Source organism: Shewanella sp. SM55, assembly GCF_025654025.1.
GTDB lineage: Bacteria > Pseudomonadota > Gammaproteobacteria > Enterobacterales > Shewanellaceae > Shewanella > Shewanella oncorhynchi.
Genome location: NZ_JAKKRS010000003.1, coordinates 278,897 through 305,096 on the forward strand (window position 1 = coordinate 278,897; position 26,200 = coordinate 305,096).

At 46.0% G+C, this 26,200-nt stretch carries 21 protein-coding genes; 8 read left to right on the forward strand and 13 right to left on the reverse strand.

Annotated features, from left to right (window positions below):
* Window positions 1-111: 111 nt before the first annotated feature.
* Window positions 112-1,656 (reverse strand): DEAD/DEAH box helicase, encoded by a 1,545-nt coding sequence (locus L5L91_RS06600; protein WP_263186801.1) that lies wholly within the window; start codon window positions 1,654-1,656, stop codon window positions 112-114.
* 634 nt (window positions 1,657-2,290) lie between these two features.
* Here L5L91_RS06600 and L5L91_RS06605 point away from each other — a divergent pair.
* A complete protein-coding gene (locus tag L5L91_RS06605; protein WP_263235946.1) occupies window positions 2,291-3,337 on the forward strand; it encodes a DUF3626 domain-containing protein in 1,047 nt (348 codons plus the stop codon).
* Window positions 3,338-3,448: 111 nt separating this feature from the next.
* On the opposite strand, the gene L5L91_RS06610 is transcribed toward L5L91_RS06605, so the two are convergent.
* Entirely contained in the window at window positions 3,449-3,967 is a 519-nt protein-coding gene (locus tag L5L91_RS06610) for a type II secretion system protein (protein WP_263235947.1), read from the reverse strand.
* 279 nt (window positions 3,968-4,246) lie between these two features.
* On the opposite strand from L5L91_RS06610, the gene cydD reads away from it, so the two are divergent.
* The 3 genes from cydD to cyaB all read left to right on the forward strand — a co-directional run bounded on the left by cydD (window position 4,247) and on the right by cyaB (window position 8,623).
* Complete coding sequence (cydD, locus tag L5L91_RS06615; protein ID WP_263235948.1) at window positions 4,247-6,196, forward strand: heme ABC transporter permease/ATP-binding protein CydD; 1,950 nt, start codon at window positions 4,247-4,249, stop codon at window positions 6,194-6,196.
* The gene (gene cydC, locus L5L91_RS06620; protein WP_263235949.1) at window positions 6,193-7,944 is read left to right on the forward strand and encodes a heme ABC transporter ATP-binding protein/permease CydC; all 1,752 of its coding nucleotides are present in this window, start codon (window positions 6,193-6,195) and stop codon (window positions 7,942-7,944) included. The genes cydD and cydC overlap by 4 nt, the downstream gene beginning before the upstream one ends.
* Before the next feature lie 91 nt (window positions 7,945-8,035).
* The gene (gene cyaB / locus L5L91_RS06625) at window positions 8,036-8,623 is read left to right on the forward strand and encodes a class IV adenylate cyclase (RefSeq protein WP_263235950.1); all 588 of its coding nucleotides are present in this window, start codon (window positions 8,036-8,038) and stop codon (window positions 8,621-8,623) included.
* A 317-nt stretch (window positions 8,624-8,940) separates the two neighbouring features.
* Here cyaB and L5L91_RS06630 read toward each other — a convergent pair whose 3' ends face one another.
* On the reverse strand, window positions 8,941-9,117 hold the full coding sequence (locus L5L91_RS06630; protein WP_006082937.1) for a helix-turn-helix domain-containing protein: 177 nt from the start codon (window positions 9,115-9,117) through the stop codon (window positions 8,941-8,943).
* Between the two features lie 93 nt (window positions 9,118-9,210).
* Complete coding sequence (locus L5L91_RS06635; protein ID WP_263235952.1) at window positions 9,211-9,954, reverse strand: DUF599 domain-containing protein; 744 nt, start codon at window positions 9,952-9,954, stop codon at window positions 9,211-9,213.
* A 348-nt stretch (window positions 9,955-10,302) separates the two neighbouring features.
* Between L5L91_RS06635 and L5L91_RS06640 the strand changes: the two genes are divergently transcribed.
* The 3 genes from L5L91_RS06640 to L5L91_RS06650 are packed head-to-tail and all read left to right on the forward strand — an operon-like array spanning window position 10,303 to window position 14,340.
* Window positions 10,303-11,856, forward strand: a complete 1,554-nt coding sequence (locus tag L5L91_RS06640) for an OmpA family protein (RefSeq protein WP_263161527.1) — start codon at window positions 10,303-10,305, stop codon at window positions 11,854-11,856.
* A 22-nt stretch (window positions 11,857-11,878) separates the two neighbouring features.
* Window positions 11,879-13,489 carry a hypothetical protein gene (locus L5L91_RS06645; RefSeq protein ID WP_263161530.1) on the forward strand — a complete coding sequence of 537 codons (1,611 nt, stop codon included), beginning with the start codon at window positions 11,879-11,881 and terminating at the stop codon, window positions 13,487-13,489.
* Between the two features lie 5 nt (window positions 13,490-13,494).
* The gene (locus L5L91_RS06650) at window positions 13,495-14,340 is read left to right on the forward strand and encodes a hypothetical protein (RefSeq protein WP_263161533.1); all 846 of its coding nucleotides are present in this window, start codon (window positions 13,495-13,497) and stop codon (window positions 14,338-14,340) included.
* Between the two features lie 144 nt (window positions 14,341-14,484).
* Here the strand turns inward: L5L91_RS06650 and putA are convergent, their stop codons facing one another.
* From putA to L5L91_RS06670, 4 genes are all read right to left on the reverse strand, one after another.
* Window positions 14,485-17,679, reverse strand: coding sequence for a bifunctional proline dehydrogenase/L-glutamate gamma-semialdehyde dehydrogenase PutA (putA, locus tag L5L91_RS06655; RefSeq protein ID WP_263146490.1), 3,195 nt, complete (start codon window positions 17,677-17,679; stop codon window positions 14,485-14,487).
* Between the two features lie 537 nt (window positions 17,680-18,216).
* Window positions 18,217-18,768 carry a TIGR04211 family SH3 domain-containing protein gene (locus L5L91_RS06660; RefSeq protein WP_105251551.1) on the reverse strand — a complete coding sequence of 184 codons (552 nt, stop codon included), beginning with the start codon at window positions 18,766-18,768 and terminating at the stop codon, window positions 18,217-18,219.
* A gap of 224 nt (window positions 18,769-18,992) precedes the next feature.
* A complete protein-coding gene (locus L5L91_RS06665; protein WP_113939029.1) occupies window positions 18,993-20,282 on the reverse strand; it encodes an inorganic phosphate transporter in 1,290 nt (429 codons plus the stop codon).
* Window positions 20,283-20,308: 26 nt separating this feature from the next.
* Window positions 20,309-20,989 (reverse strand): TIGR00153 family protein, encoded by a 681-nt coding sequence (locus L5L91_RS06670; protein WP_105251552.1) that lies wholly within the window; start codon window positions 20,987-20,989, stop codon window positions 20,309-20,311.
* Window positions 20,990-21,220: 231 nt separating this feature from the next.
* Between L5L91_RS06670 and L5L91_RS06675 the strand changes: the two genes are divergently transcribed.
* Window positions 21,221-22,717 (forward strand): inorganic triphosphatase, encoded by a 1,497-nt coding sequence (locus tag L5L91_RS06675; RefSeq protein WP_263235953.1) that lies wholly within the window; start codon window positions 21,221-21,223, stop codon window positions 22,715-22,717.
* A gap of 83 nt (window positions 22,718-22,800) precedes the next feature.
* Here L5L91_RS06675 and L5L91_RS06680 read toward each other — a convergent pair whose 3' ends face one another.
* The 5 genes from L5L91_RS06680 to L5L91_RS06700 form a co-directional block, all read right to left on the reverse strand.
* Window positions 22,801-23,625, reverse strand: a complete 825-nt coding sequence (locus L5L91_RS06680) for an ion transporter (protein WP_105253058.1) — start codon at window positions 23,623-23,625, stop codon at window positions 22,801-22,803.
* A 154-nt stretch (window positions 23,626-23,779) separates the two neighbouring features.
* Window positions 23,780-24,109: a hypothetical protein gene (locus L5L91_RS06685; protein WP_028761837.1), complete on the reverse strand. Its 330-nt coding sequence runs from the start codon at window positions 24,107-24,109 to the stop codon at window positions 23,780-23,782.
* A gap of 101 nt (window positions 24,110-24,210) precedes the next feature.
* Complete coding sequence (locus L5L91_RS06690; RefSeq protein ID WP_173242934.1) at window positions 24,211-24,864, reverse strand: hypothetical protein; 654 nt, start codon at window positions 24,862-24,864, stop codon at window positions 24,211-24,213.
* A 163-nt stretch (window positions 24,865-25,027) separates the two neighbouring features.
* Window positions 25,028-25,717, reverse strand: coding sequence for a PspA/IM30 family protein (locus tag L5L91_RS06695; RefSeq protein WP_028761835.1), 690 nt, complete (start codon window positions 25,715-25,717; stop codon window positions 25,028-25,030).
* 11 nt (window positions 25,718-25,728) lie between these two features.
* Window positions 25,729-26,142: a YjfI family protein gene (locus L5L91_RS06700; RefSeq protein WP_105251554.1), complete on the reverse strand. Its 414-nt coding sequence runs from the start codon at window positions 26,140-26,142 to the stop codon at window positions 25,729-25,731.
* Window positions 26,143-26,200 lie beyond the last annotated feature (58 nt).

Genomic DNA, 26,200 nt, shown 5'->3' on the forward strand with positions numbered 1-26,200 from the left:
GATAAAGACAAACTAAGACAAACAAAAACGCTCAATTCCATACGGAGTTGGGCGTTTCTGTTTAGGACTTAATACGGCTAAATCGCTAAGCAAGTTCGCTTAGCTTTTGCATTAATCCTGTGAGTGTCTTGGACGACTCGCACCATTATTTGGGCGACGGGTGTTTTTCTTTGGACCATTGGCGTAAGGATTCTCACCCGCTTGGCCACGATTTTCGCCAGAACCTGAACGGCTTTCACTTGGACGACTAGCGCCTGTGCTATTGGCTCGGCCATCGTTTGAACGTGGTGGACGAGGTTTGGCATCACTGCGGGGTGCGCTACTGGCTTCGCCGCTGTGTCTTGGATTCTTGTCGTTTGGCTTGTGACCGCGCGCGACGTCACCGCTGCGTTGACCATCTTTATGCTCGGCGCTTCTTGGGGCACCATCGCGTGAGCTAGGTTGGTTTGAGCTGCGGGTATTTCTACGGCTTGGTACTGATTTACCGCTACTTTTCCCGCCGCCACCCAAACGTGATTCTGGCAATTCATGGTTAAAGCCTTCAACCATTTCTCGGTCTAATACGCGATTGATTAAACGCTCGATATCGTTTAGCAGTTTGATTTCTTCGTTACTTACCAGTGACACGGCTTGACCCGATGCGCCAGCGCGGCCAGTACGGCCGATACGATGCACATAATCTTCTGGCACGTTCGGTAAGTCGAAGTTAACCACTTGTGGTAATTGGTCTATGTCTAAACCGCGGGCAGCAATATCGGTTGCAACCAGTACGCGAGCTTGACCATTTTTAAAGTCGGCCAAGGCTTTAGTACGGGCGGTTTGGCTCTTGTTACCGTGGATAGCGGCGGCTTTGATACCTGCCTCTTCAAGGCTTTTCGCCAGACGGTTAGCACCATGTTTAGTGCGCGAGAATACTAACACTTGTTGCCAATCGTTTTGCTTGATGAGTTGGATCAAGAGTGCCGATTTTTGGCTCTTATCAACTGGGCAAACCCATTGTTTTACTGTGGTCGCCGCCGCGTTACGTGGCGTGACCGAAATTTCGACTGGATCATTGACTAAGCCTTTTGCCAGCTCACGAATTTCATCGGAGAAGGTGGCTGAGAACATCAGGTTTTGACGTTGCTTAGGTAAAATGGCTAGGATCTTACGGATGTCGCGGATAAAGCCCATGTCGAGCATGCGATCGGCTTCATCTAACACTAAGATTTCAAGCTGGCTGAATTTCACCGCTTTTTGATTATATAGATCCATCAATCGACCAGGCGTCGCGACTAATACATCGACACCGTGGCGCAATTTTGCGATTTGTGGATTGATAGGCACGCCACCAAATATCACCGCTGAGCGCAGTGGTAAATTCTTACCATAGGTTTCAACACTTTCTGCAACCTGAGCTGCCAATTCGCGTGTCGGAGTTAACACTAATGCGCGCACTTGGCCTGCTTGGGCACGGTTACCTTTACTCAGGAGTTCGAGCATAGGTAGGGTGAAACCTGCTGTTTTACCTGTTCCTGTTTGGGCGGCCGCCATCACATCTTTGCCTTGAAGCACAGCGGGAATTGCTTGAGCTTGGATTGGCGAAGGTGTGTCGTAGCCTTGTTCGGCAACGGCTTTAAGTATCGGGGCCGATAAGCCCAGGGAGGTAAAACTCATAGATTGGTCTCTTGTGGCAACACTGTGCTGCATTTATGGTCAATAGCCAGGTCTGCTGGCGGGCGTGCAGCTTACAGGATCAGGGCTTTAAGTGCCATCTAATAAAGGTTTTTGGGTTGGGTTTCATTCATATTGGCACATAAATCGCTTGTCGGCGGCTTTCACTCGGCCTCGCTTATCTTTTAGGCGCAAGTTTAGATGGCAGAGTTTGAGGTTATGGAAGTTAATTGATTTCAAGGAATAAGATGACTATTAAGCTTAGTTCATAATATCAATTGAAGTCATAGGCATTTTTTTATCTAGAGTTAGAATGAGTTAGCCGTAGATCACGCTACAATAATGAGAGTGGTATAAACTAAAGTCGATTGGAGTAGAATTAATCAATGACTCAATTGGTTTAGCTATCTGTGCAGTTCGTGATTGATGTTATTCGCTGAATTTTTAACAATGAACCGAGCGAAAGAATTATTGAGTGTTTTCACGGTTACGTTTAACTGAGTCATTCATGTTTAACTTAGTCATTTAGATGGAGTGGCTTAAGAGCAGTTCTCTGCATGCTTGCGATTTATCTCACGTTTATTTTAGGATGAGGCATTGTGGGAACGGTTAAACGCCTCTCATTTATAGGTGGATTATGACAGCGATACAGCATATTGAACGCCTTGCACGAGGACGCAGTGAACAAGCCGTCGCTGTGATTAAAAATGTGCAGCAGATGTCAAATATCCCTATGCATGAGATGCAACTCGCGCTTAAACAATTGCTCAACTGTGGCCGAATTGCGCTGCATTTTCATCCCGATAGAATTGATAGCCGTGGTATGACGGTTGCCGAAGGTTTACTGCGCGATGGTCAATACCGCAGCCAGTTTGAGACTCATATTTCCAATGGTCAGTTGTCACCTGAGTTAGGTGGCCCAAGGGATCACTGGGAAAATCAGCTGTTTGGTGATGTGTATAAGGGCACTAAATCTCGGCCTAAATATGGCGCACTCGATCTAGGCATGTGGCAGGACGGCCCCGCGCCGCGTTTTGGTAGCTGCTATTTACTGACCCACGCCAGCGTGATGGCACGTTCGACCTTTTGTTATCTCGACTCGTACCGCAATCCGAAAGAAAAGGGCACGCTATCATGCTTCGATGATGTGTTAGCGGCGCTGCTGACCGAGAGTTTTGAGCGTCACTATGCCTTAGGCAAATCTGACTTTAAGCCGCTAAATGTGATTCATTATTTGGGACATCAGCTCAATACTTCCTTGCTGTCACGTTTCGAGCGGCCGTTATCGAATAATCTCGATCATTATATCGAGGCGCAGATCCACGGTGATGTTTCCCTCGATGAAGATATCGCCATGCTGGTGGCCGATCCAAGTTTTAAAGGCACTGATATTGGCGCCAGCTTAAGTAAAATTTGCGACAGATATGATATCGAGCTGCAATATCATGATGGTTTTAGCCTACATACGGCGCAGATCCCGAACGATTTTCGCGGGCCAACTATGCCATCGCTGGCTAATCGTATCGCCATAGAAGACAGAGTCGATGCCCATGCCATAGGTGTGGCCGCGCGGGATTTATATCATTCACCCCAGCATTGGCGCGACCGCGGTAACCGTGCCCAAGTCGCCCACGAACTTAAGTTACTCTGGCATGTGTTAGTGAAATACGGCGCAGTGCAGTGAGGGTTAAGTTTTTAAAAATCGTTTGGCTGTAAAATGTGACGCTAAAAAAACAGCGAGATAACCTCAGGTTAGCTCGCTGTTTTTCTATTATATTTCAGCTTTAAGGTCGTTCTAGCAACCTGTGTCGACCTTGTTATAGGTGGGGATTCCCGTCGTTTCCCACTTGTAGTCGATATAGCAATTTGTCGCTTCGACTTGCGCCTGAGTCGGCGTGTCAAGGTTCAGTTTTTGCTTCGGTGTGGCAATGACTTGGTAGGTGCCGCCAGTAGTATGGATTCGATAGGACCATTCATCGACATTGAGCCCTGCAGCCTTAAAGATCTCTGGCGCCGTAGTGTAATCGGCGCTTGGGGCTGTACCGCTGGCGCTGGCAGCCCAAGGTTGGTAGTTTTCGCCACGGATCCCGTCGTAAACGACTCGATTGGTGGTGCCGCTGTTAGCAATTTCCGACTTAGCTTTAAACAAGGTGACGGCGGATTTCATCGAAGCCTGTGCACCAGATAGCTGACTCTTATAGGCATCTGATTGTATATTAATGAATTTAGGCGCAGCAACTACGGCCAATACACCTAGAATAATTATGACCACAACGAGTTCAATCAGGGTAAAACCGGCATGTTTATTTGGCATAGGTAGAGGGTAATGAATACAAAGAGGTTCATGCTACCTAAGTTTTCCCAAACAGGCTAGTGCTAGGGAAAGTTCCGTTAACTCAGGGATTTGTTTATCTTTAGCTCGTTTTTGTGAGTCCGCTAGCAAAAGTCTGTGATAGGGTTTCATCTGTTGTAGATGCCTGCGATACTGCGTCCCTATCGGAACTTTTTAGCTGTTGCAAGCCCCTTAAACTGAGTTGTTATCGATAGTCGATCCCCGCTACGAGTCGCTTAATTGTTTTCTTGTTGGAGCACCATGGATAAGTCGTTAGAAAAATCCCTTCTTGTTTGGCTTAAAGCCCAGAAAAAAGCCTGTGGCCTGTTCCTTAAATTGTCGTTATGGCTTGGGATGATAAGCGCCGTCGCTATGGTGGCGCAGGCTTATATTATCGCGACGATTCTGGATGGTGTGATCATAGGGCAAGTTATACCGCTAACTGACAATGCCCAAACGGTCAGTTCCAGCGTGAGTATTGATACCTATACACCTCATTTTATTGCGCTAATTGCCTTGATGTTACTGCGTGCCTTGCTGGCTTATGGGCGTGAACGCGCCAGTTTTGAGGCGGGTAAGCGTCTACGTGGCCATATTCGCGCGGCAGTGATGGACAAGTTGACTAAGCTAGGTCCGGCATTTATTAAAGGTAAACCCGCAGGGAGTTGGGCAAGCATAGTCTTAGAGCAAGTCGAAGATTTACAAGATTTTTATGCCAGATACCTTCCGCAAATCAGCCTTGCTGGTTTTATTCCCGTACTCATTTTAGCGGCGGTATTCCCGATTAACTGGGCGGCAGGCTTAATCCTGTTACTCACAGCGCCATTAATCCCTATGTTTATGATCTTAGTTGGCATGGGCGCTGCTGATGCTAATCGCAAGAACTTCAGTGCGCTTGCAAGATTGAGCGGCCATTTTATGGATAGATTAAAAGGCTTAAGCACGTTGAAACTCTTCCACCGTGGTGATGCCGAGCTTAAGGTGATCGCGAGTGCTTCAGAAGAGTTTCGTAGCCGCACTATGTCGGTGCTACGCATGGCATTTTTAAGCTCGGCGGTATTAGAGTTTTTTGCCGCGGTATCGATTGCTGTTTTGGCGGTTTATTTTGGTTTCAGTTACTTAGGTCACTTAGATTTTGGCTACTATGGCGCCCATGCCAATATCAGCTCAAGTACAGATCCTGACATGGGTGGTATTCCTTTCAGCCTATTTACTGGGCTATTTATTCTGATTTTAGCTCCTGAGTTTTATCAACCGCTGCGCGACATGGGGACTCATTACCATGCTAAGGCGCAGGCTATAGGCGCGGCAGAAGCTTTGATTACCTTGCTCGAACATCCGGAACCTGAATTTGCCGGCCACGTCCGTATCAATAGCATAGAGACGCTGAGTGCCGACAATCTTGAGGTGTTCAGTGTCGATGGAACGCGTTTACTTGGCCCGCTGAGTTTTGAGTTAAAAGAGGGGGAACGCTTAGCCTTAGTTGGCCCGAGTGGGGCGGGTAAAACCAGTTTACTCAACGCCTTGTTGGGATTTTTACCCTACAAGGGCCATTTGTTGATTAATGGCCATGAGTTATCCGCATTAGACTTAGCCCATTGGCGACAGCACTTAGCTTGGCTTGGACAGGAACCGCAGTTATTTCATGGCACAGTGCGGGATAACGTGGCCTTAGCCGCCCCCACTCTGCCCGACGATACGCTGTGGCACTTACTGGCTGAGGCCAATATCAGTGACTTTGTTAAGGCGCAACCACTGGGTTTAGATGCGCCGGTCGGTGAGCAATCTTCCGGTTTATCCGTCGGCCAAGCTCAACGTATTGCTTTAGCAAGGGCGCTTGGGCAGCAGGCGAGTTTGTTTGTCCTCGATGAACCCACAGCTAGTTTAGATAGCCAGAGTGAGCAGGCGGTGAGTTCTGCGCTGAATCGCGCCATGGCGGGTAAGATGTGCATTATGGTGACCCACAGATTAGATCAGTTAGATCAAATGGATACTATTCTTGTGCTTGATAAAGGCTTGATAGTGCAGCGGGGCGATTACACCACTTTGTCTAACACAAACGGCTTATTCCAAACTTTACTGCGCGAGAATATTGAGTCCGTGGCGGATATTGAACTTGTACCGTTATCGGCCAGCGCAAGTGAGACGCAGCTTGATAGTGACGCTCCACTCGACATTGCCGCCGAGTCTACTAAAGGAGATGCCCAATGAAAGTGCTGATCCCCTTTATTCGATTGTTCTCGCGTCAATGGCTGATGATGTCCGTGGGCTTGCTGCTGACCATTATTACTTTGATGGCTGGCATAGGTTTACTGTCACTTTCGGGCTGGTTTCTTTCCGCTACCGCGGTCGCGGGTTTGACTATAGTTACGGCGCAGTCCTTTAACTTTTTCACTCCTGCGGGCGGGGTACGTTTCTTATCAATTGCCCGAACAGCTAGTCGTTATGGCGAGCGTTTAGCGACCCATGAGGCGACCTTTAAGTTGCTGACTGAACTTCGTGTTTGGGCGTGGCGTAAACTCTTGCCGCTCAGTGCTAAAAATCTGCAGGGGCTACGCCGTGGCGACATGCTCAATCGCTTAGTGGCCGATATCGATACCCTAGATCATCTATATCTGCGACTGCTCACGCCTATGGCGGCATCCCTTCTGATGACGGGGCTCTTGTATCTGTTTCTTGCTTGGTTCGATGCCAAGCTGGCACTGAGTCTTTGCTTATTCTTAGTCGTTGTTTGGCTGGTGATGCCACTGCTATTTTATCGCCTTGGACACGGGCCGAGCCGGACTATGCTCGAAACCAAGCGTCATTATCGGGTGCAGTTGCTGGATATGTTGCAAGGCCAAGCCGAACTCAGTCTATTTGGCGCGAACGACAGATTCAGGCAAAAACTGAATGATGCTGAAGTTGCACTTTTTCGCAGCCAAAGCGCGATGGCCAATATTACTGCACTCAGCCAAGCCGTGTTGCTCCTCTCCACGGGTTCAGCCTTGATCATGATTTTGTATTTGGCCGCTCAAGGTGTGGGTGATGCCGTGCCGCCGGGGCCCATGTTTGCACTTATGGTGTTTGCGACTATGGCCTGTGTCGAGATGATGATGCCAATCGCGGGCGCGTTTCAGCATTTGTCAGGTTGCGTATTGGCCGCAACGCGAATTAATGAAATCACTGAACAAAAGGCCGATATTCAATTTGCTGTCGATACAGGCCTGAGGGCAAAATCTGGCGCATTACAGATTGAAGGTATCCACTTTGGTTATCGAGACGATCAAAACGTGCTGCAAGGTTTGTCCCTTGAGATAAAAGCCGGGCAAAAAGTCGCGTTACTTGGGCCAACGGGGTGCGGTAAGTCGAGCTTATTGACGCTGATTACCCGAGAATGGCAAGCGCAGCAAGGGCACATCAAGCTCGATGGTCATGCACTTTCAGAGTACAGCGAGCGCGGTCTTAGGGATGCGATTACTGTGATTAGTCAACGCATCTATTTGTTTGCAGGTACTTTGCGGGAAAACTTAGTATTAGCGCTACCTGTTATCGAAGGCGAGAAACGCACGGCCCACGACGTACGCTTGATTGATGTGTTACAGCGGGTTGGGCTTGGCGCTTTACTCACGGGTGATAAACCGCTGGATAGGTGGATTGGTGAAGGTGGACGTCAGCTTTCGGGTGGCGAGCAGCGCCGTATTGGTGTAGCAAGAGCGCTGCTGCGTGATGCACCGCTGTTATTGCTCGATGAGCCAACCGAAGGGCTAGATAAACGCACCGAGCGGGAAATTTTAAGTTTACTGTTTGAATTTGCTCAGGATAAAACCTTACTTATGATTAGCCATCGTTTAACTGCTATGGCGAAGATGGATCACATTCATCTACTCGGTCAGGGGAAGATTATTGCGTCTGGTACTCACCAGAGCTTAATTGAAGACAGTGTGGAGTATCAGGCCTTGTACCAAAGACTCGCTTAAGGTTTTGGATTTAATCTTTTGGAATTAAGATGTTGGCGCTCAATATTATAAATAGCGATATATTTTACTCATTAAAAGCGGATATGAATCTATGAACCCTGCGATGCCAGAAGCATTAGCCCCACAAATTAATGCTCATTTTAATGGTAAGTTTGAGGTCGAGCTTAAATATCGCTTATTGGATCGCCACGCTTTTTTCACTGCCTTACAAATGAGAAATCCCGAGGTCATGCTCGAGGATAACCTTGAGCATGACTGTTACTTTGATCTGCCATCACAGTCACTTAAAGGTGAGCACAAGAGCTTGTGTATCCGTGAGATGCAGCCATCGGGGATAATGCTGTGGATAGTGAAAGGGCCAGAAAAAGACCGCTGTGAAGCCGTTAATATCACTGAAGCAACAAAAGCAAAAAGTATGCTGCATACCTTAGGTTATGAATGCGTACTGGAAATTAAAAAGCGCCGCAGTATCTATTTTCTGGGTGAGTTTCATCTAACAATCGATCATATCGAAGGTTTAGGGGATTTTGCTGAACTCGCGATTATGACCAATGATGAAACCCTGTTGCCTAAGTATGAAGTTCAATTGCAACAACTCGCCGCCGATTTGGGTTTAAGTGAAACGCAGCGGGAGTGGTTATCCTATCGGCAGTTGCAGCAGGCTTTAAATGATCAGTGATGGTTCAATCTTGTGGGATTCATAGCTTAAAGTTTAGTGGCTTAAGTTTAATGGTGTCAGTTTAATGCTTTGCACCGCTAAATCCGGCTAACCACTCCCTCGCAACAAACCGCTATGGCTTAGTTCAAATCCCTTTGAGTTTTACTGTCCATGTTGTATTCATAGGTTGTTTTCATTCGTTATCGACGGCTTAAACTTAAGCCTTGTAATTAAACTTAAGTATTGCATTTACATTCAAGCCACTTTCACAAACTCAAACTCAAGCGACTTAAGCAGCGGTTACCCCGCTTTATTTGCCGTGAGTTGCCTAATGCGTTTTAGCCTAAGCGTTGTGAAAAGGCGAGATAGCGTTTCACTTCCGCTTCTGGGAATTTCAATTCGTCACCGTCTTGAACACTCGAGAGTAAATTCTCTCGGGCGAAACGTTTGATGGTCGCAGGTGTTTTATCTAACATTTTGCACACTTCATCTAAGGTTAATAAGTTATCGCTCATGGCACTCTCCCAGTAATTCAATAGAAACATGACCCAAAGAGTATAGAACAATAATTCCAATCAAGATGACGCTAGCGGCCTAAACCGCCAAGGCTATGATTCTATTTTGTAGTTGCGGGCGGTTTCGCGCACTTGGCTCTCTATTTGGAGATGGCCCTTCGCTGCCGTGATCGCCAGAACGGCACGGGACTTGAATTCGCGGCGATATAAGGTTGCGACCACAAATAAGCTGGCCGAGATAAAGAGTATCGGGTGTACAAACCAGCACAATACCGCCATTGAAAAGTAATAGGCACGTAAACCATAGTTATAGGAGTGTGCCGCTTGATCTTGCACTGTCGCCATTTGTCTTGCATAGGCTTTGAGATTGTCATTTGAGCCATCGGTGTCCAGAGGACCCGCACCTATCATCACGTTCACAAAGCCGTATTGGCGCATTGACCAAGTAAACTGGAAGAAGGCCATCACAAAAATGCCGACTAACAGAGCTAACTTGACTTGCACCAGCGCATGATTCGGTGGCGTAGCGAAGGGAATCGTCGCAATAACACTTTCTAGTCGTTCAACTTGCGCGAATAAGGTCAGTACACCCGCAAGCACAAACAGCGTGGTCGAGGCAAAAAAAGCAATATTGCGCTCAAGGTTGGCCAGTAGTGCCGCATCACCCACGCGCACACCGCGGGTCATCACCTCAAGCATCCAGTAAATTCTATGCTTATGCAGACCACGGGCAATACAGTCGGTATCTCTCGCCTTGCTACGGGCAAAGGCGGTGTAGCCAGCCCAAGAAACGATAAACCACACCAATGCAGAAATATCTAACAACGAAAATGTCATAGCCACCTTAGTAAAATGTAATATGGGGAGAAAGAGAGAGATTAGTCATGTGCAGATTATGAGGTCTATGAAAGATTTGGTGCAACTGAGAAACGATTCCCAGTAATGATTTTTTTGCATAGTGATTGTGACTTCACATTAGGATAAAACTGTTTTATGACAACTCCTGTGTCAGTCGCTTAAATATCTTCGATATAAAGTTGCTCACAAATTTCAGCCTTAATTAATATTTTGGTTACATCAGTATCAACTTTAGATTGACTTTTTAGAGCTAATTCCTTCTAATCCTTAACTTAATTTATTGCATCTAAAATTCAATTTTGAATTTTTAAAAAGTTAGGGATGACTATGAAGTCAAATTTGAAATCCATATCGCTCGCAGTTGCTGGCGTATTAGCGCTTAGCAGTTGTGCCATCACTCAATCTGTTGAAGATAATAAAGAAACTGTTATTGGTTGTGCTATTGGTACTGGTTTAGGTGTATTGATTGGGAATTATTTAGGTGGCAATGAAGGTATGCTTTATGGCGGTGCCGCTGGTGCTGCGATTGGTTGTACCGTTGGTTATGATTTTCAGCAAAAACGCGAAGCATTAGAACAGTTAGCGAAAACAGAAAATCTTGATATTCAATTTACTTCAATCCGCGCTTCAAAAGCATCAGATGAACAACAAAGTAGCTTACTGATCAGTTCAACCGAACAAACCATGTCGAAGGAAGATTCAGAAAAGTACGCTAATTATCAAGTTGTGGGTATGGCTGCGACAGTTTCGAGTAATAGTGAAGTGATGTTTGCTTCTGGAGCTTCAGAGGCGACGCCACAAGCTAAACAAAAATTTCAAAAACTCGCCGCTATCTATAAAGACTCTAAACAAAACATTTTGATTACAGGTCATACAGATGCCAGTGGTGCTGAATCGTTAAATCAAGAGCTTAGCGAAGCGAGAGCGCGTTATGTGGCAACCCTCTTTAATCAAGCTGGCATTCCGACTGAGCGATTATTCTTCCAAGGAGCAGGGGAGTCACAGCCTGTTGCAGCTAATAGTGATGACGCTGGCAAAGCAAAAAATCGTCGAGTAGAAATTATTGAAATTGACGGTAAACCGGATCAATTACTGGCCTATTCATACAAACAGAAGGCAAATTTGAGTTATTTATCCCGCCGATCGCAGGATAAAGTGGCAGCAGCCAAGCCTACGACTCAAGTGGAAAAGCAGCCTACAACTCAGCCAAATAAACCGAGCACTTCACCAGCTCAAATACAAATGACGGAGTTGGAAATCGTCAAGTTACTTGAGCCAGTGAAACTGCAAAAAGCCTTGGTAGATTTTGGCGGTAAGAAAATGCTCGACCCATCGACAAACTTTACCCAGTTAGTGGGTGCTAAAAAAGAGAGCGGTTTTGCATTATTTAGCAAGGCGTATGCATCTGAAGTCTCTAGCCTAAATTGCGCCGTTGAGGGACCGAGAGTCACGGGTGACGTGAAGAGTTTAGCCACAGGTGAGAGCTATAATCGTAAGGATTACAACACAGCAGATTATTTACCGGGTATGAATGGTACTGCTTGGGGTTATAAAGTGAATGGCCATTATATTGGTTTGACCCCTGTTGCTGTAATTAAGGACAGTGGCACGGCTGTTTCTGCGCCTAAAGTGAATATTTGGAAGAATTACAAAGGTTCAAGTAAAGATGATCCAAATTATCAGCTTACGAGCCATGTAGAGACTTATTATGGTGATAAAGGCTTGTTATATCGTGTTTTTACAACGGACAAAGACTCTCCTGTGCGCTGTATGGATGTGGTGATGCCAATCGATCGTTCAGCGACCGCGATTGCTGGCAAGTTGTACTACGAGAAGAATAAAACGGTTTATGAAGCCGATTTTGAACCCAAATTGTTATAAGCAATGTGCTTAGGAGCGGTAAATGGATTTTGTGTCTATGTTATTTAATGAGTATCGCACGTTAGTGTCGCTGTTACTTTCGTTGATGGTATTAGTGGTCATTATTACGGTTTGGTGGGATAAGGTCAGTTTCTGGTGGCTTAATACATGGTATGCCTTTCCGGTAATCGGTAAGGAGAGTCGCTTAGCGAAAGATTATGAAACCCAAGTTAAGATTTACGATAAGGATTGGTTGAATACTGAAGTCACACTATGTACTGATTTTGCGGCTCATTATGAGAAAGTGAATAAGGACGAGGAGCTTTTCAGTAAAAGCCAAGACTATTTAGGTAAAGTGACTGAAAATGGTCGTAACAACTTACATATTTTGGGGTGGATATTGATTGCCGCCTTAGTGTTTGTTGAAGCAATGGGATTTAGTTACGTTCTTTCAGGTTTCACGATTCCCGGAGCATCGGAAAAACTACAGCAGCAAGGTGCTGTGGGTATCGCCTTCATCATCTCGGTTTTACTGGTAGGTTTAACTCACTTTACTGGACATGAGCTGCATGCTAACTCGCTCATTAAAAAAGCCAAGGTCTGGTGGAAAAATGCTAAAAACCGCGACAAATCGACGCCAGAACTGGCACCTAATACTCGCATTAATTTAGATAAAACCTTTGAGGATGATAATGAGCCTCAATATAAGCAACTCATTAATCGGATCTCTACTAACGCAGAGGTTAAGCCCCGTTATTTCATCACCACGGTTACAGCTATTGCGATCCTAGTGATTGCAGTATTGGCAACCTATGTGCGTGGTCAAGTGCTTGAAAAAATGCACATTGATGAAGTCAATATTCAGCAAACGAGTGGATTGTATCAAGAACAAGACCCCTATGCTGAAGCACCTCCAGCACTCTTACTGGATGAGTCTAAAAGTGCAGGTGATAAAGCAAAGGATGACGTGTGGGATCGTGAACAGAAAGGCGGTTGGGGAACTTTTATTTTTCTTGCTTTCTTATTCATCCTATTACAGATTTTCGGTATTTTAATTGGTTTTAAAACCGGATTTGCTGGCAAGCATTCTAAAGATGCGCGCAAAGAAATTGGCAACTTTAAAAGTGAGCGTGAGTTTAAGACGCATTATTCTCGTTTAAAGCAGCAAGTCGCGCGCGTAGCCCAGAAGCGCCTAACTAACTTGCAGCAAAGAATGAATCAAAAAGCCGAAACTAATTGCCAAGATCCTAAGGTGCTAGAGGTGTTAGAGGCATGTGGTGAGCGTTCATTCTTGACGTATATGGAAGATTTAGGTAATGCCGAAAATCGATATGATCAATCGGTACGTTTACGTGAGCATCAAACATTAGCCAGCCATCAGGCGATGAAAAGTGCCGCTGTGGTGGCAACGTCTCATGTTGTTGAGGTAGAAACTTCCGAAGCACCAGAGTCGATGGAAGCAAGATTGAAAGCCGAGCTTGTTGCTGAAACGAATGCTAAAAAGGCTGCAGAGGCCGAAACGCCAGAACAAGCTGAACAACGTATTCGACAAGAGCTGCTTGCTGAAATAACTCAGCAAAAAAAGGTTGTTGAAACGGAAGAGCAGATGCGCGATCGTTTACGCAAAGAGATACTTGGAGAGTTAAGTTCATGACAGGAATGACAAAGCTTGCTAAGTTGGTGGTTACTGGCTTGTTTGGCACTTTAGCTATTTTTATGTGTTTGCCTGCGATGGCCGCTGAGAGAAATGATATTAAAAGTTGCTACGAGTTTGCCAAAATTGATCCACTAACGGCAAAGACAGTTTCTGGCCGACATTTGTTTGTGGCGATCGATGGTACTTTTTCTCCGGACATAAATATTAAACAGTTAGTTCATGAGAAAGTGCATCTCTTCCTACAAGCTGGGGATAAAATTACTATCATTAGCTTTAGTGCTTATGTAAAAGATTTTTATACCGATGTTTTGTTTAGTGGCAGGCTGGATACTGATATTGCTGACAGGGATGACGTATCGAAGAAAAATCTAATGGCTTTTGATAATTGCATGAACAAGCAAGCTCAGTTCGTTAGAAGTAAAATTGATGCCCATATAAAACATGCTTTTAAACCTAATGATGTGGATTTGCCCAAAACTGAAATCCTCAGTAATTTATCTCAGGTTATTGCGCCGCAAGTGGCTGCCGATACCGAAGGACGCCGAGTATTGTTACTTGTGTCCGATATGGTTGAAAATTCAGATGTGACCAGCTTTTACAGTAAAAACACCTTAAAAGTTATCGAACCTGAGCAAGAAATGCTAAAAATACAAAAAGCGAATATGCTGAGTGATTTTAAGCAGGCAGATATTTACGTATTAGGTGCGGGTTGGGTTCCTGCTACATCAAAAGGATTTAGAGGCGGTCAAGTAATGTTGCCGTTGAAACAGTTTTGGCAACAGTATTTTGAGTCCTCCCATGCTGAACTTAAAGGTTTTGGCCAACCCGTATTAATGACGGATATGTAATGACTGAGATTTTAATTAAATTGTTACGTCATAGATAAGTACCGTTTTAGACTCTAATAAAAAAGCCAGACTCAGTCTGGCTTTTTTATTGTTATCGCGATGGCTAAAGATGCATAGCGATATTCTAAAGCAAGTTCAGTGTGCTTATTCTTCGCTATCACCCAGTGACAGTAACGTGGCGTTACCACCTATGGCGGTGATGTTGTTGGTGCGGGTCTTTTCAGTCACAAAACGGGTTAAGTAGTGTGGGCCACCGGCTTTAGGACCTGTGCCTGACAGGCCTTGACCACCGAAAGGCTGTACACCCACCACAGCGCCGATTTGGTTACGGTTAATGTAGACGTTACCCACATTCACTTTGTCGGCAACTTCAAGGGCATGGCCTTCGTTACGGCTGTGGATACCTAAGGTTAAGCCAAAGCCTGTGCTGTTGATCTCGTTGATCACTTGGCTCAGTTCGGCTGCCTTGTAGCGGATCACGTGCAGGATTGGGCCAAAGTGTTCTTTTTCGAGCACTTTGATTGAGTCGATTTCCACTGCTGTTGGCGACACGAAGTGACCGTTCTCAGTGCCAGCAGGCAGCGGCATTTGCTTGATAAGCTTACCGACTTGCTTGATATGATCGATATGCGCATCTAAGTTGGCTTTGGCGGTGGCGTCAATCACTGGGCCTACGTCGGTTTTGATTGAACTTGGGTTTCCAATCACCAATTCATCCATGGCGCCTTGCAGGACTTCGATCACGCGATCGGCGATGTCTTCTTGGAGGAATAGCACGCGCAGTGCGGAGCAGCGTTGGCCCGCGCTGGTGAATGATGATGAAACCACATCGTTAACCACTTGCTCGGGTTGAGAGGTTGAGTCCACTACCATGGCATTCTGACCGCCCGTTTCGGCGATTAATGGAATAATCGCGCCTTCGCGGTTGGCGAGTGTGCGGTTAATCAGTTTTGCTGTGCCAGTAGAACCGGTAAAGCACACGCCACCGATACGTTCATCGGCCGTAATTGCGCTACCGACAGTTGCACCAGTACCTGGTAAGAATTGCAGCACCTCGACAGGAATACCCGCTTGATGAGCGAGTTGCACCGCACGGTAACCAATAATCGAGGTTTGTTCCGCGGGTTTTGCGATGACTGTATTACCCGCCGCTAATGCCGCAGACACTTGACCGAGGAAGATGGCCAATGGGAAGTTCCATGGGCTGATACACACGAATACACCGCGGCCTTGGAGGAACAGTTCGTTCAGTTCACCCGTTGGGCCTGGAAGCAGTTCAGGTTTTGCCATCATCTTCTTGGCTTGTACTGCGTAGTAACGACAGAAATCAACGGCTTCACGTACTTCGTCGATACCGTCTTGAATGCTCTTGCCCGCTTCACGGGTGCACAGGGCGATCAATTCTTCGCGGTTTTCTTCTAATAAATCGGCCAATTTTTGCAGTGCAGAGGCACGGGTTTCCACTGGTGTGCGTGCCCAAGAGGTAAATGCTGCTTCAGCAGACGCGACGGCTGCTTCGATTGCAGCTTTGTCGGCGAAGGCGACTTGACCTACGGTTTGGGTAGTGTCGTATGGGCTAACAACAGTTTTATGTTCGCCAGTTAAGGTTTTACCGTTAACCAGAGGGCCCGCTTGCCATTGGGTATTTTTAAACTGTTCTAGTGCCGCGAAAAATGGCTCAGATTCGGAAATGATGTTCATATTGAGTCCCTTGGAATTTTTGCGTTCGCTACCGAAAATATCGGCAGGTAAAACGATTCTGTTGTTAGCCAGGGTTTTATAGCCCGTCAGCGTTGTTAGCGGATGCACCACTAATGACTCGATGGGGGTTTTAGGATCCACCAGTTTGTGGACGAACGAAGTATTCGCGCCGTTTTCCAGCAGACGACGGACTAAATAGGGCAGTAGATCTTTATGCGCACCGATAGGCGCATAAATACGTACCGCTTTAGCACCGGCTTCAGCCAAAATCGTGTCGTACAGCTCTTGTCCCATGCCGTGTAAGCGTTGGAACTCATGGTTACGATCGCCCGCCATATCGGAAATTGCCGCCACCGTTTGCGCATTGTGGCTAGCAAATTGTGGGTAGATAGCACCGCGAGTCGCATCCGATAACAAGTAACGGGCGCAGGCGAGGTAAGAAACGTCAGTACCGGCTTTGCGAGTGTAGAGTGGATAAGCGGCTTCGCCAGCTTGTTGCGCCCACTTAAGTTCGCTATCCCAATAGGCACCTTTTACCAGACGCACTGGGATTTCATCCCCTTGATTTTTTGCCAGACGCGTTAACCAAACCAGTACGGGCAGGGCACGCTTAGAGTAGGCTTGTACTACTATGCCGAGTAATCCCCAGCCTTTAGTTGCTTCAGAATTAAACAGTTTTTGGAACAGTTTTAGTGATAACTCGAGGCGATCGACTTCTTCGGCATCGATAGATATACCGATATTTAAGCCACGTGCCAGCTTAATCAGGCGAATCACTGTGTCGTACAGTTCAGTCAAGACGCGGTCTTCATTGGCCACTTCGTAACGTGGGTGCAATGCCGACAGCTTGATGGAGATTGTTGGCCGCGGTGATTCATTTTCGTTATAGCTTTGAGCACCGAGCTCAGTGATCGCATTGGCGTAATCGGTATAGTATTTCTCGGCATCTTTGCGAGTTAACGCCGCTTCGCCCAGCATGTCGTAGGAATGGGTATAACCTAACTTACGTTTATCTTCGCTGTTTTTTAGGGCTTCTTTCATGTTGCGGCCCAGTACGAACTGCTTACCCATGATCTTCATCGCTGCCATCATGGCTTGACGGATCACGGGTTCACCGAGGCGATTCACTAAGCGGCTCAGCAAGTTGCTTGGAGTACCATCGAGTTTTTTATCGAGTTTAACGATTTTACCTGTGAGCATTAAGCCCCAGGTCGATGCGTTAACCAGTACTGAGTCACTCTTGCTCATGTGCTCATCCCACTTAGCGCCTGAAAGCTTATCTTCAATCAGCGCATCGGCAGTGGCCGCATCGGGAATTCGCAGTAAAGCTTCGGCTAAACACATCAGGATAATGCCTTCCTGTGTTTCTAAGCTGTACTGTTGCAGGAAGGCATCTATGCCGACCATCAAGCCTTTTTTATCGAATTGACGAACCTTATTGACCAGTTCGTGGGCACGACGAGTGACGCGCTCTATGGCTTCATCACTGGAGGGCACTAGTTTGATCAGCTCTGACAAGTATTGTTCTTCATCGACAATGTAGTTGTCGCTGACTGCTTTGAACAGTTCGTCGAGATTGGCAGAATCGTAGCGGCCTGCCAGCACTTCACTCGCTTTGAACATAGTTATCGCTTCCATCTTGGCCGTTATTGGGGCGCTATTGTTGAAACAAATTGGGAGGCGCCAAACGCATTTGATATTTTGTATACAATATGAAGGTTTGCGCGCGCAGATTATACAACCAAAATGTGACGGACAACACTATAGCGTGAAAGATTGTGAAGCTTGTTTGATTAGCTTGTTAATAATACCAATCGTATTAAATATCTGTTTATTCAGCGGGAGTTCAACGCGCTTTAGACAAGGCGAAGGCTTGAAGGCATAGTGGTGCTCTGTCGAAAGCCTTGAACGCAGTATAAAGCGCGTTGCCATGTAGTGAACATCAGCCGCCCTTCGGGAGCCACACAGGCATCCCACTCCCGTGTTGCATTGACTTATAAGGGAATAACCATTTCTGCGTCAATACGCCTTGGATTGAGATGCCTGTGAGGCTCTCAACTGATTAGATATTTAAGGTGATTGGTATCAGTCGATGTAACGCTTGATTGACAAAAAAGCCAGTGTTTGAAAACACTGGCTTTTGGAAGGTAAATTAAGACTTTTTGTGTGTCAGACTCACATCCAACGTTTTTTATTGCGACGTTGTGGTCTAGGTAAATACACTAAAATAATGCCTAGGATTAAGCCCATGCCTGCGATTAATCCACCTTGGCGCCAAAGTTCAAAACGCTCGTCTTGAGCTGTGCGATCTACCGCATTTTTCAGTTGATCACGTTCTTGAGTCGTTTTAGCTAGGTTGGTTTCTAACTCGCTTAGTTTAGCCTTTAATTCGAGCAGTTCGCCGGCATGATTATCCGTTGAACTTGATACTTCTGCTAACTTAGCTTTGGCCTGTGCGAGTTCAGTTGTTAACGCAGGGACTTGCTCACGGAAACTTTGAGTCGAACTGATCAAGTTGGTTTGTACCCAACCTTCACGGCCTTTATGGTCGATTATTTTGGAGTAATCACCTTGAGTTTCGTTGAGCAGTGTCACAGGTTGACCCGCTTCAATTGATCCAACAATTCGAAACTCAGTACCAGGGCCACCTAAAAGATACAGAAACACGTTATCCGAGATGTAGCGGGATTGGCCTTCGGCCAGCAGGTTGGAAGACAGCAAGATCATTCCTACCAGAGTCAGGAGTCTAAACACTTTTGTATTCTCATCAACGAAATAGTCTGCACATGCTAGGGATTTGAGGCCTGTAATGCAAGAGGGAAGTCATAGACTTCCCTCAACTTTACGGCATCCATGCTATGACCATTCCAATTTAATTCAATCTTTCCTACGACCTTCTAGTCCTAGGCGCTAATACTGCTTAATGTCAGCAACACATTTAGCGAGACTTCTTAATTAAAAATACCTTTAATCATATAGAAGAAGATGATTGATAGGCCAGCACCTGCTGGTAAGGTCACAACCCAAGATACGACTATATTACGTACCACACCAATGTTAATCGCTGCGATACCACGGGCCATACCTACACCTAATACCGCACCCACTAAGGTTTGTGTGGTAGAAATAGGTAAACCAGTGCTAGAAGCAATAACTACAGTCGTTGCCGCGGCTAATTCTGCCGCAAAACCACGACTTGGCGTCAAGTGAGTGATGTTTTTTCCGATAGTTTGCATAACGCGCTGACCAAAAATCGCCAGACCCATCACAATACCTACGGCACCCAAAGGTAAAATCCACCAGACTAGAGGTGATTTCGCTGCAATCTCACCACCGCTATTGACGACAGAAACAACCGCCGCTAATGGACCAATCGCATTTGCTACATCGTTTGAACCATGGGCAAAAGCCATACAACAAGCAGTCAAAACCATCAGGATCGCAAACACTTTTTCAACGTTTTTGAACTGGGTTTGACGATCTGCTTTATCACTCATTTGTAAGCGTGAAATGGCGATTTTACCTAAGATACCAACTACAGCAGCAATAGCACCTGCGAGTAGGTAAGACTCGGTAACTGAGAAATGCAGACCAACATGGGATAAGCCTTTCATAATCGTCATTAATGACATGATGAAACCAGCAAATGCCATATAGAAAGGTACGAAACGCTTAGCATTACTCAATGGATCGTCAGTGTTGAAAATGAGTTTTTGAGTGCTTTGGAAGAGGATGAATGCCATAAAGCCCGAAATAGCGGGGGTTACGATCCAAGAGCCTACAATCCCGCCTACTTTATCCCATGAGACTGAATCTGCACCAACACCCACGGCGGCGAAGCCAATAATGGCACCGACGATGGAGTGAGTCGTTGATACTGGCCAGCCAAGAGCCGATGCGACGACAAGCCAAATACCTGCTGCCAACAATGATCCTATCATGCCGTAAACCAGCAATTCAGGAGTTGCAGTGAAATAGCTAGAATCAATAATACCGCTACGAATTGTATTGGTAACTTCGCCCCCAGCTAAAAATGCACCGGAAAACTCAAAGATCATTGCGATAATAATCGCTTGTTTAATTGTAATTGCGTTTGAACCTACAGAGGTTCCCATCGCATTGGCGACGTCATTCGCCCCAATACCCCATGCCATGAGAAAACCAAATGCAGCCGCAATGGCAATAAGCCACGGGCCATTGGTGACTAAGACGTTAGCCACCTCAATACCTGCATCAACCATATTGATACCTTGATAACCTTAATTTGTTAAACGCGAGCCAGCATAAGCTCAAGACGCGAACCGACGCGTTCGGCAAGATCTGCAAGACCACCGACCCATTCAATCGTTTTGTAGAGGAACATCACATCGACAGGATTCAATTCAGATTCCATAGCGAATAACTGACGGCGTAACTGAATTTGTAGATCGTCAGTATCTTCTTCGATGATATCGAGTTCGTTGATCATTTTTGCCACTAAGTCGACTTCACGGCCACGGAAACCTGTTTCTAACAGATCTTCGAGTTCATTAATGACTTGTTTTGCTAGTGCTACCGCATCGATACAGCGTTGTAGATAAGCAATAAATGGGACTTGCATGACCTGAGGGATTAACAGCTGACGGCCGATAACACGACCGGAAATATCTTTGGCTTTGTTGGCTATCTTGTCTTGTTGAGTTAAAAGTTCCAATAAATCTGTACGTTCTACTGGCATAAATAAACCGCTTGGCAGAGTAAGGCGGATTTCACGTTTTAGTGAATCTGCTTGCTTCTCGGCTAAACTAATTTGCTTACGTAATTGAACTGCACTGTCCCAGTTGCCTGTGATAGTGGCTTCGAAAAAGGGGACGAGTAACGATGCGCAATCGTGTACTTTGTCCATGTGCTCTTGAAGAGGCTTAATTGGCGATTTTGCAAACACGCCCAAAATAGAGTTTACTGGCATTGCCGTTTACCTATTTAGATTGTTCCATTATTGGAAAAAGCGGGCGCATGTTAACCTATGCGTCCGCGTATTGAAACTGTGTTTTTTCAGAAAAAACGACAGGTTTATTCTAACGGGTTATATACCAACTGCAAAACCAAATCCTACGGGATTTTTATGACACATTTGTGACATTATGAACTAAAGATGACGCATCGATGAATATTTGATGACAAAGTGAGCGGTTACGCAATGAATGCTGAGATTGAATTAAAACTGTTTTTCCTGCCGATATATCAAGAATCCCTGATAAATAAGTTAGATAGTCTCGATAATGCCGTACCTCAAGGTCAACGTCGTTTGGCGAATGGTTACTTCGACACCCCTGACTTGCAATTACGTCAGTGGGACATGGGATTGCGGGTGCGCGGTTACGATGCGCACCGAGAGCAGACCATAAAAACCGCAGGACAAGTCGTGGGCGGCATTCATTCGCGGCCCGAATACAATGTGACTATCCAATCCGATAGCCCAGATTTAAGTCTATTTCCTACCAGCATTTGGCCCACTGATGCCGATTTAGCGGCAACTCAAGCTCAGTTGACTTGTATATTTCACACCGATTTTTATCGTCGCGCTTGGCATGTTCAGATTGATAACAGCGTGGTCGAAGTGGCGTTAGACATAGGTGAAATCACCGCAAATGGCCAGCAAGAAGCCCTGTGTGAGCTCGAGTTTGAACTCCTCAGCGGCGATACTGAGGCGCTACTTAAGCTGGCGATGCAAGTGGCGAGCGTTGTGCCCGTGCGTTTAGGTAAGGCCAGTAAAGCGCAGCGGGGCTATCGATTGGCGGGCAAGGCTAAGCCGCTCGATTTAAAAGCATTGGAATTTCTGCCACTGGCCGAGTCACACGATTCTTCTTCACAGGATTTAAGTGCAAACTGCCAAATCCTGCTTGAAACCGCCCTTGAGCGTTGGCAATTATTAGAGAGCATGATCGCAGAGGAAAGCGACCCTGAAGCCTGTGTGGTACTATGGTGGCGGATGCGCGCCTGTATTCGTTTGCTGCGCATGACCTTAAATCAGTTCGAATTATTGAATGTGACACTGTCTAGCCAATTTATGCTGATTGAAAAGCAGCTCGATTTTATTGAGCAGGCACAGGCGTTGACCGCCTTGCTTGGTAGCCAAAGAGGCTTATTTGCTAAACTTGGCCAACACGCCCAAGTTAAAGTGCGACTTCTGGTGCAACTGACAGAGATTAATCTGACGGGACGTTTACTCTCCCTATGGCAACAGACCGAATATGGTCAATTACAGCTGGCTATTGTTGAACTGTTGCTAAAGATCAGTGCTGGTGAAGTGGACATCACCCATCAGCCTAACTTACGCCAGCATGCCGATCGTGCTCAGCAAGCTTCTTGGATGGCGATAATTGAGGTCATGCCACTCAATAGCGTCATTACAGCGGCAAATTATCTACAAGTGGCCACAGTGTTGGATGCGAGCATTCTTGTGGGTCATGCCTACGGCAGTTTATATGAGGCGAAATCACGGGACGCATTTCGTGCACCTTGGCAAGATCTCGCGCTTGGGATTAAAACTTTGGCTTGTTATCGCGCCTTACAGGATGCGAGTCGGGAGTTAGATATCAATTTAGCTGAGTGGCTGGAAGACAAGCAGCAGAGTTTGTTGTTTGCTATGGAATCGACACGCCGTAACGCGATGCAACAGCAGGTCTACTGGTAGTATTACTTTTTATCGCTGATAAACGGAAAAGGCTCAATCTAAAATAGATTGAGCCTTTTCATTAGTTCGTTTTCGCAACAAAGTCAGCTATTTTTTGTTTCGATAGCCTGCTTAAGTTCCGCAATTTGAGCCAGCATTTGCGCTTGATTTTGTTCTATTTTTTGTTGGTTTTCTTCCATTCTTGCTAAGGCTAGCTCAAGTTCTGATTTGATTTCGGCTTTATGTGCATCTTGGCGTTCTTGGCGTTCAGATTCATCTGGCGCGACAAATACCGACGCCATATAGCCTGAAATCACACCAAAAAAACTCACACCGCTGACAATGACCACACCACCTATGATGTGGCCTGCTGTGCTTACAGGATAATAATCGCCGTAGCCGACGGTAGAGATAGTGACTAATGCCCACCAAATCGCTTGCTCAGCGGTCTGGATATTGGCGCCTTCGGTGCCGCTTTCGACGATGAGCATAATGACGGAAGCTAATGTCAGAATCGTCACCATAGCAACCAGTAGACTGGCTAAGGTGGCTTGTTTACGTTGTTTTACCAGTGGGAGCAACAGTGAGCGACTCATGCGGATCAGGCGTATTACCCGTAGGATTTGAAAAAGCCGTGCCATGCGTAGGGCTTCAATCGCCGGAATACTGGCAATAAAATCAATCCAATGGTGTTTAATGAAAAAGCGTTTATCGCGAGCACGGATCAACCCAACAAAGAAGTTGATCATAAAAATCATACAAATACTGGTATCGACAAAGAAGAGCAAGCGGTAGGTTTCGCTATCTAGGCGGCCGAAGGTCATGACAAGTACTATGATCACCGACAGCAAGGACAATAGCATCATCGCCATTTCGAATGGAGAAGGAGTGCCAAGGGTGCGAAGCGACCATGGGGTTTTATCTGTCATGCCAAACATGATCCCTGTTAAGTGCGGCGAATATCACTACTAAAGTAAAAGACTTTAGGCTGTGAGTAAATTGACTGAGTAAATAAAAGGGCTATAAATCGATTAATCGCGCCAGCCAATGGTAAGAAGGGTTGCGCTTGAGATCTGCGTTGCTTTAGGTTTCATCAACAAAGTGGACTAAATCGTCGAGTACACGACGTTTAATTTCTAGCTGTGAATCGGCACTTAAACCATATTTCTCTGCCAGTTGCACATAGTCATCTGCATTGAGTGACACGGTAAGACGCGGACGCGTTGGCCGTTTCGATACGCTAAGACCTAAAATAGTGCGAATTTGATCAGAAGGGCTAACGCCTGCATCTAACGCGGCTTTACGAATAGAGTATTGAAATTTTTCATCGAGATCGAAGGCAACCTGTGTCGCCTTAGCGGCTTGTTGGTTCTTTAACCATTGCTCGGGCAGAGGGTGTTTGGTTTTACTCATGGCGTATTACCTATTGCTATCAACCGTTTCTAGCGCTTATCTGTGAGATTGTATTGGGATTATTGATAAAGTGCGAGCACGCACTTTATCTTATTTTCGTGTTATTTCGCCGGCCAGTATTCCCGAATATCCGTTAGCGGGCGATATAGGGTCAAGACAACATCGGTATCACCCCCTTCGTAGACTTCCACTTCGACGGCGCAGCTTTCATTGTCATCAAGTAATAAATAGTACTCAAAGGGCTCACCTGTGGCGCCATTGGCATCCTGTGGCGGCTTTTGGCCACGATAATCCTGACGATGAAAATAGCCAAAAGCGGCAAAAGTCACTTGGTGGTATTGTTTTCCAAGCCATTGTTCAAGTTGTTCAGCTAAGTCGGCCGGTAATACTTGCGTAGTTAACTCGGCATGACCCGGTTCCTCGAACAGGGCGCTGAATTGCTCGAGATCGAATAATTGCTCCACTTGGGCGCGGGAAACCTTAATCGAAAAGGCGAGATAGGTTTCGTCGTCTTCTTCAATGCTCAAAAAGAGAGTATCGCTACCATGTCCCTTGAGTAACCACTCGGAGTGTTGTTTACGTTCAGACTCGTAAGTATGTACGGCTTCGACTCTTAATTGTTGACCACGGAGTTGTGGTGGCAGGGCAAAACTATCATCGATTGAGATCATGTCGCCGACATCGAGCTGGGACGGGTGATTTAGCTCGCGCTGTGGCGGGGCTTTCTTACCAAAAATACTATTGAAAAATCCCATAGTGACTCCTGCTGACTATGCTCGCGTGCGGCCTCATATTGATTGGCTGCGGATATTCACGGGCAATAGTGGTCATTTTTATTTAATGAGGATGAAACAAAAAATGCCGAGGTCAGTAGGGGGTGATGATCCCACTGAGACTCGGCATTCGGTCAATCATTGCTTAGCTTTTACGTGCTTTGATTCGATCTAGCACTGCATTTGCGTTTGACTTTTGCTCACCAATACCCGCTTCGGCTAGTTTGGCTTGCAACGACTTATCACTGTTTTCATCGGCTAAGGTTTCAGCCGCTTTTAAACGGTCGTCAAATTGTTGCTGACGTGCCTTGATACGTTCTAGTGAATCTTTAGCGTTCAGCAGCTTAGAGTTGCTAGACGCGAACGAGTCAGTAATGGTTGCCGTCGCTTTTTGCACGCTTTCAGTGGTTTTAACCATGCTCAACTGACGTTGATAATCAGACAGTTGGCGTTCGGTTTTCTTCACTAAGTCTTTCAAGCGTGCAGCATGGGCGCTAAAGCTGTCGTTGGCGCTTTGTTGCTCAGACAACTCTTGGTCTAACTGAGCAATCTTTTCAGCAATTTCAATCGCTAAGGCTTCATTGCCTTTGTCTAATGCTTGAGTCGCATAACCTTCGTGTTCTGCAATCGAACGTTTCAGACGGTCGATTTCACGGCTGGCTTGCATTTCTTTTGCCATGACATCGGTCAGTTCACGTTTAGCATTGGTTAAATGCTTTTCTGCATCACGGATTTCCTGTTCGAAAATACGGGTTGAGTTTGCGTCAACGATGCTTTGGCCAACTTCGGTGGCACCACCGCGAAACGCTGTTAAAATTTTATTCAGAATGCCCATTTAGTGGCTCCTTATTTCAGATAGTCGACCAATTCATCAATAACTTCTAAACAGTTATCAGATAAAACTGCTAATTCTTGCTCGATTTCGAGCATGCTAGATTGTAGTGATAGCGCACCGTAAACCACGTATTTGTCATCAATTTTTGCAAAAGCTGACAAGGGCATTGGAATGTTGAGCTCTAGCATGGTTTCAAACATTTCACTGCGACGTTCTTGATTTACTTCGTTCTCGCCCCACAGGTAGCTGATGCAAAGTACTTGGTTGTCCGTTACCGATACAAATACCGGGATTTCTTCACGGCCGACCACATTCACTTGCAACACTTCAACTTCACCATCGATTGGATAACAATCAAATTGAAAGCCAGTTTGGCTGTTGTTGCCAAGACTGTTGAGGTGATTGGCAATGGTATGGATATTCATATTTGTCCTTATTGACATATTATGTCTGTGTTCAAATATAGCACCGAGACATAATATG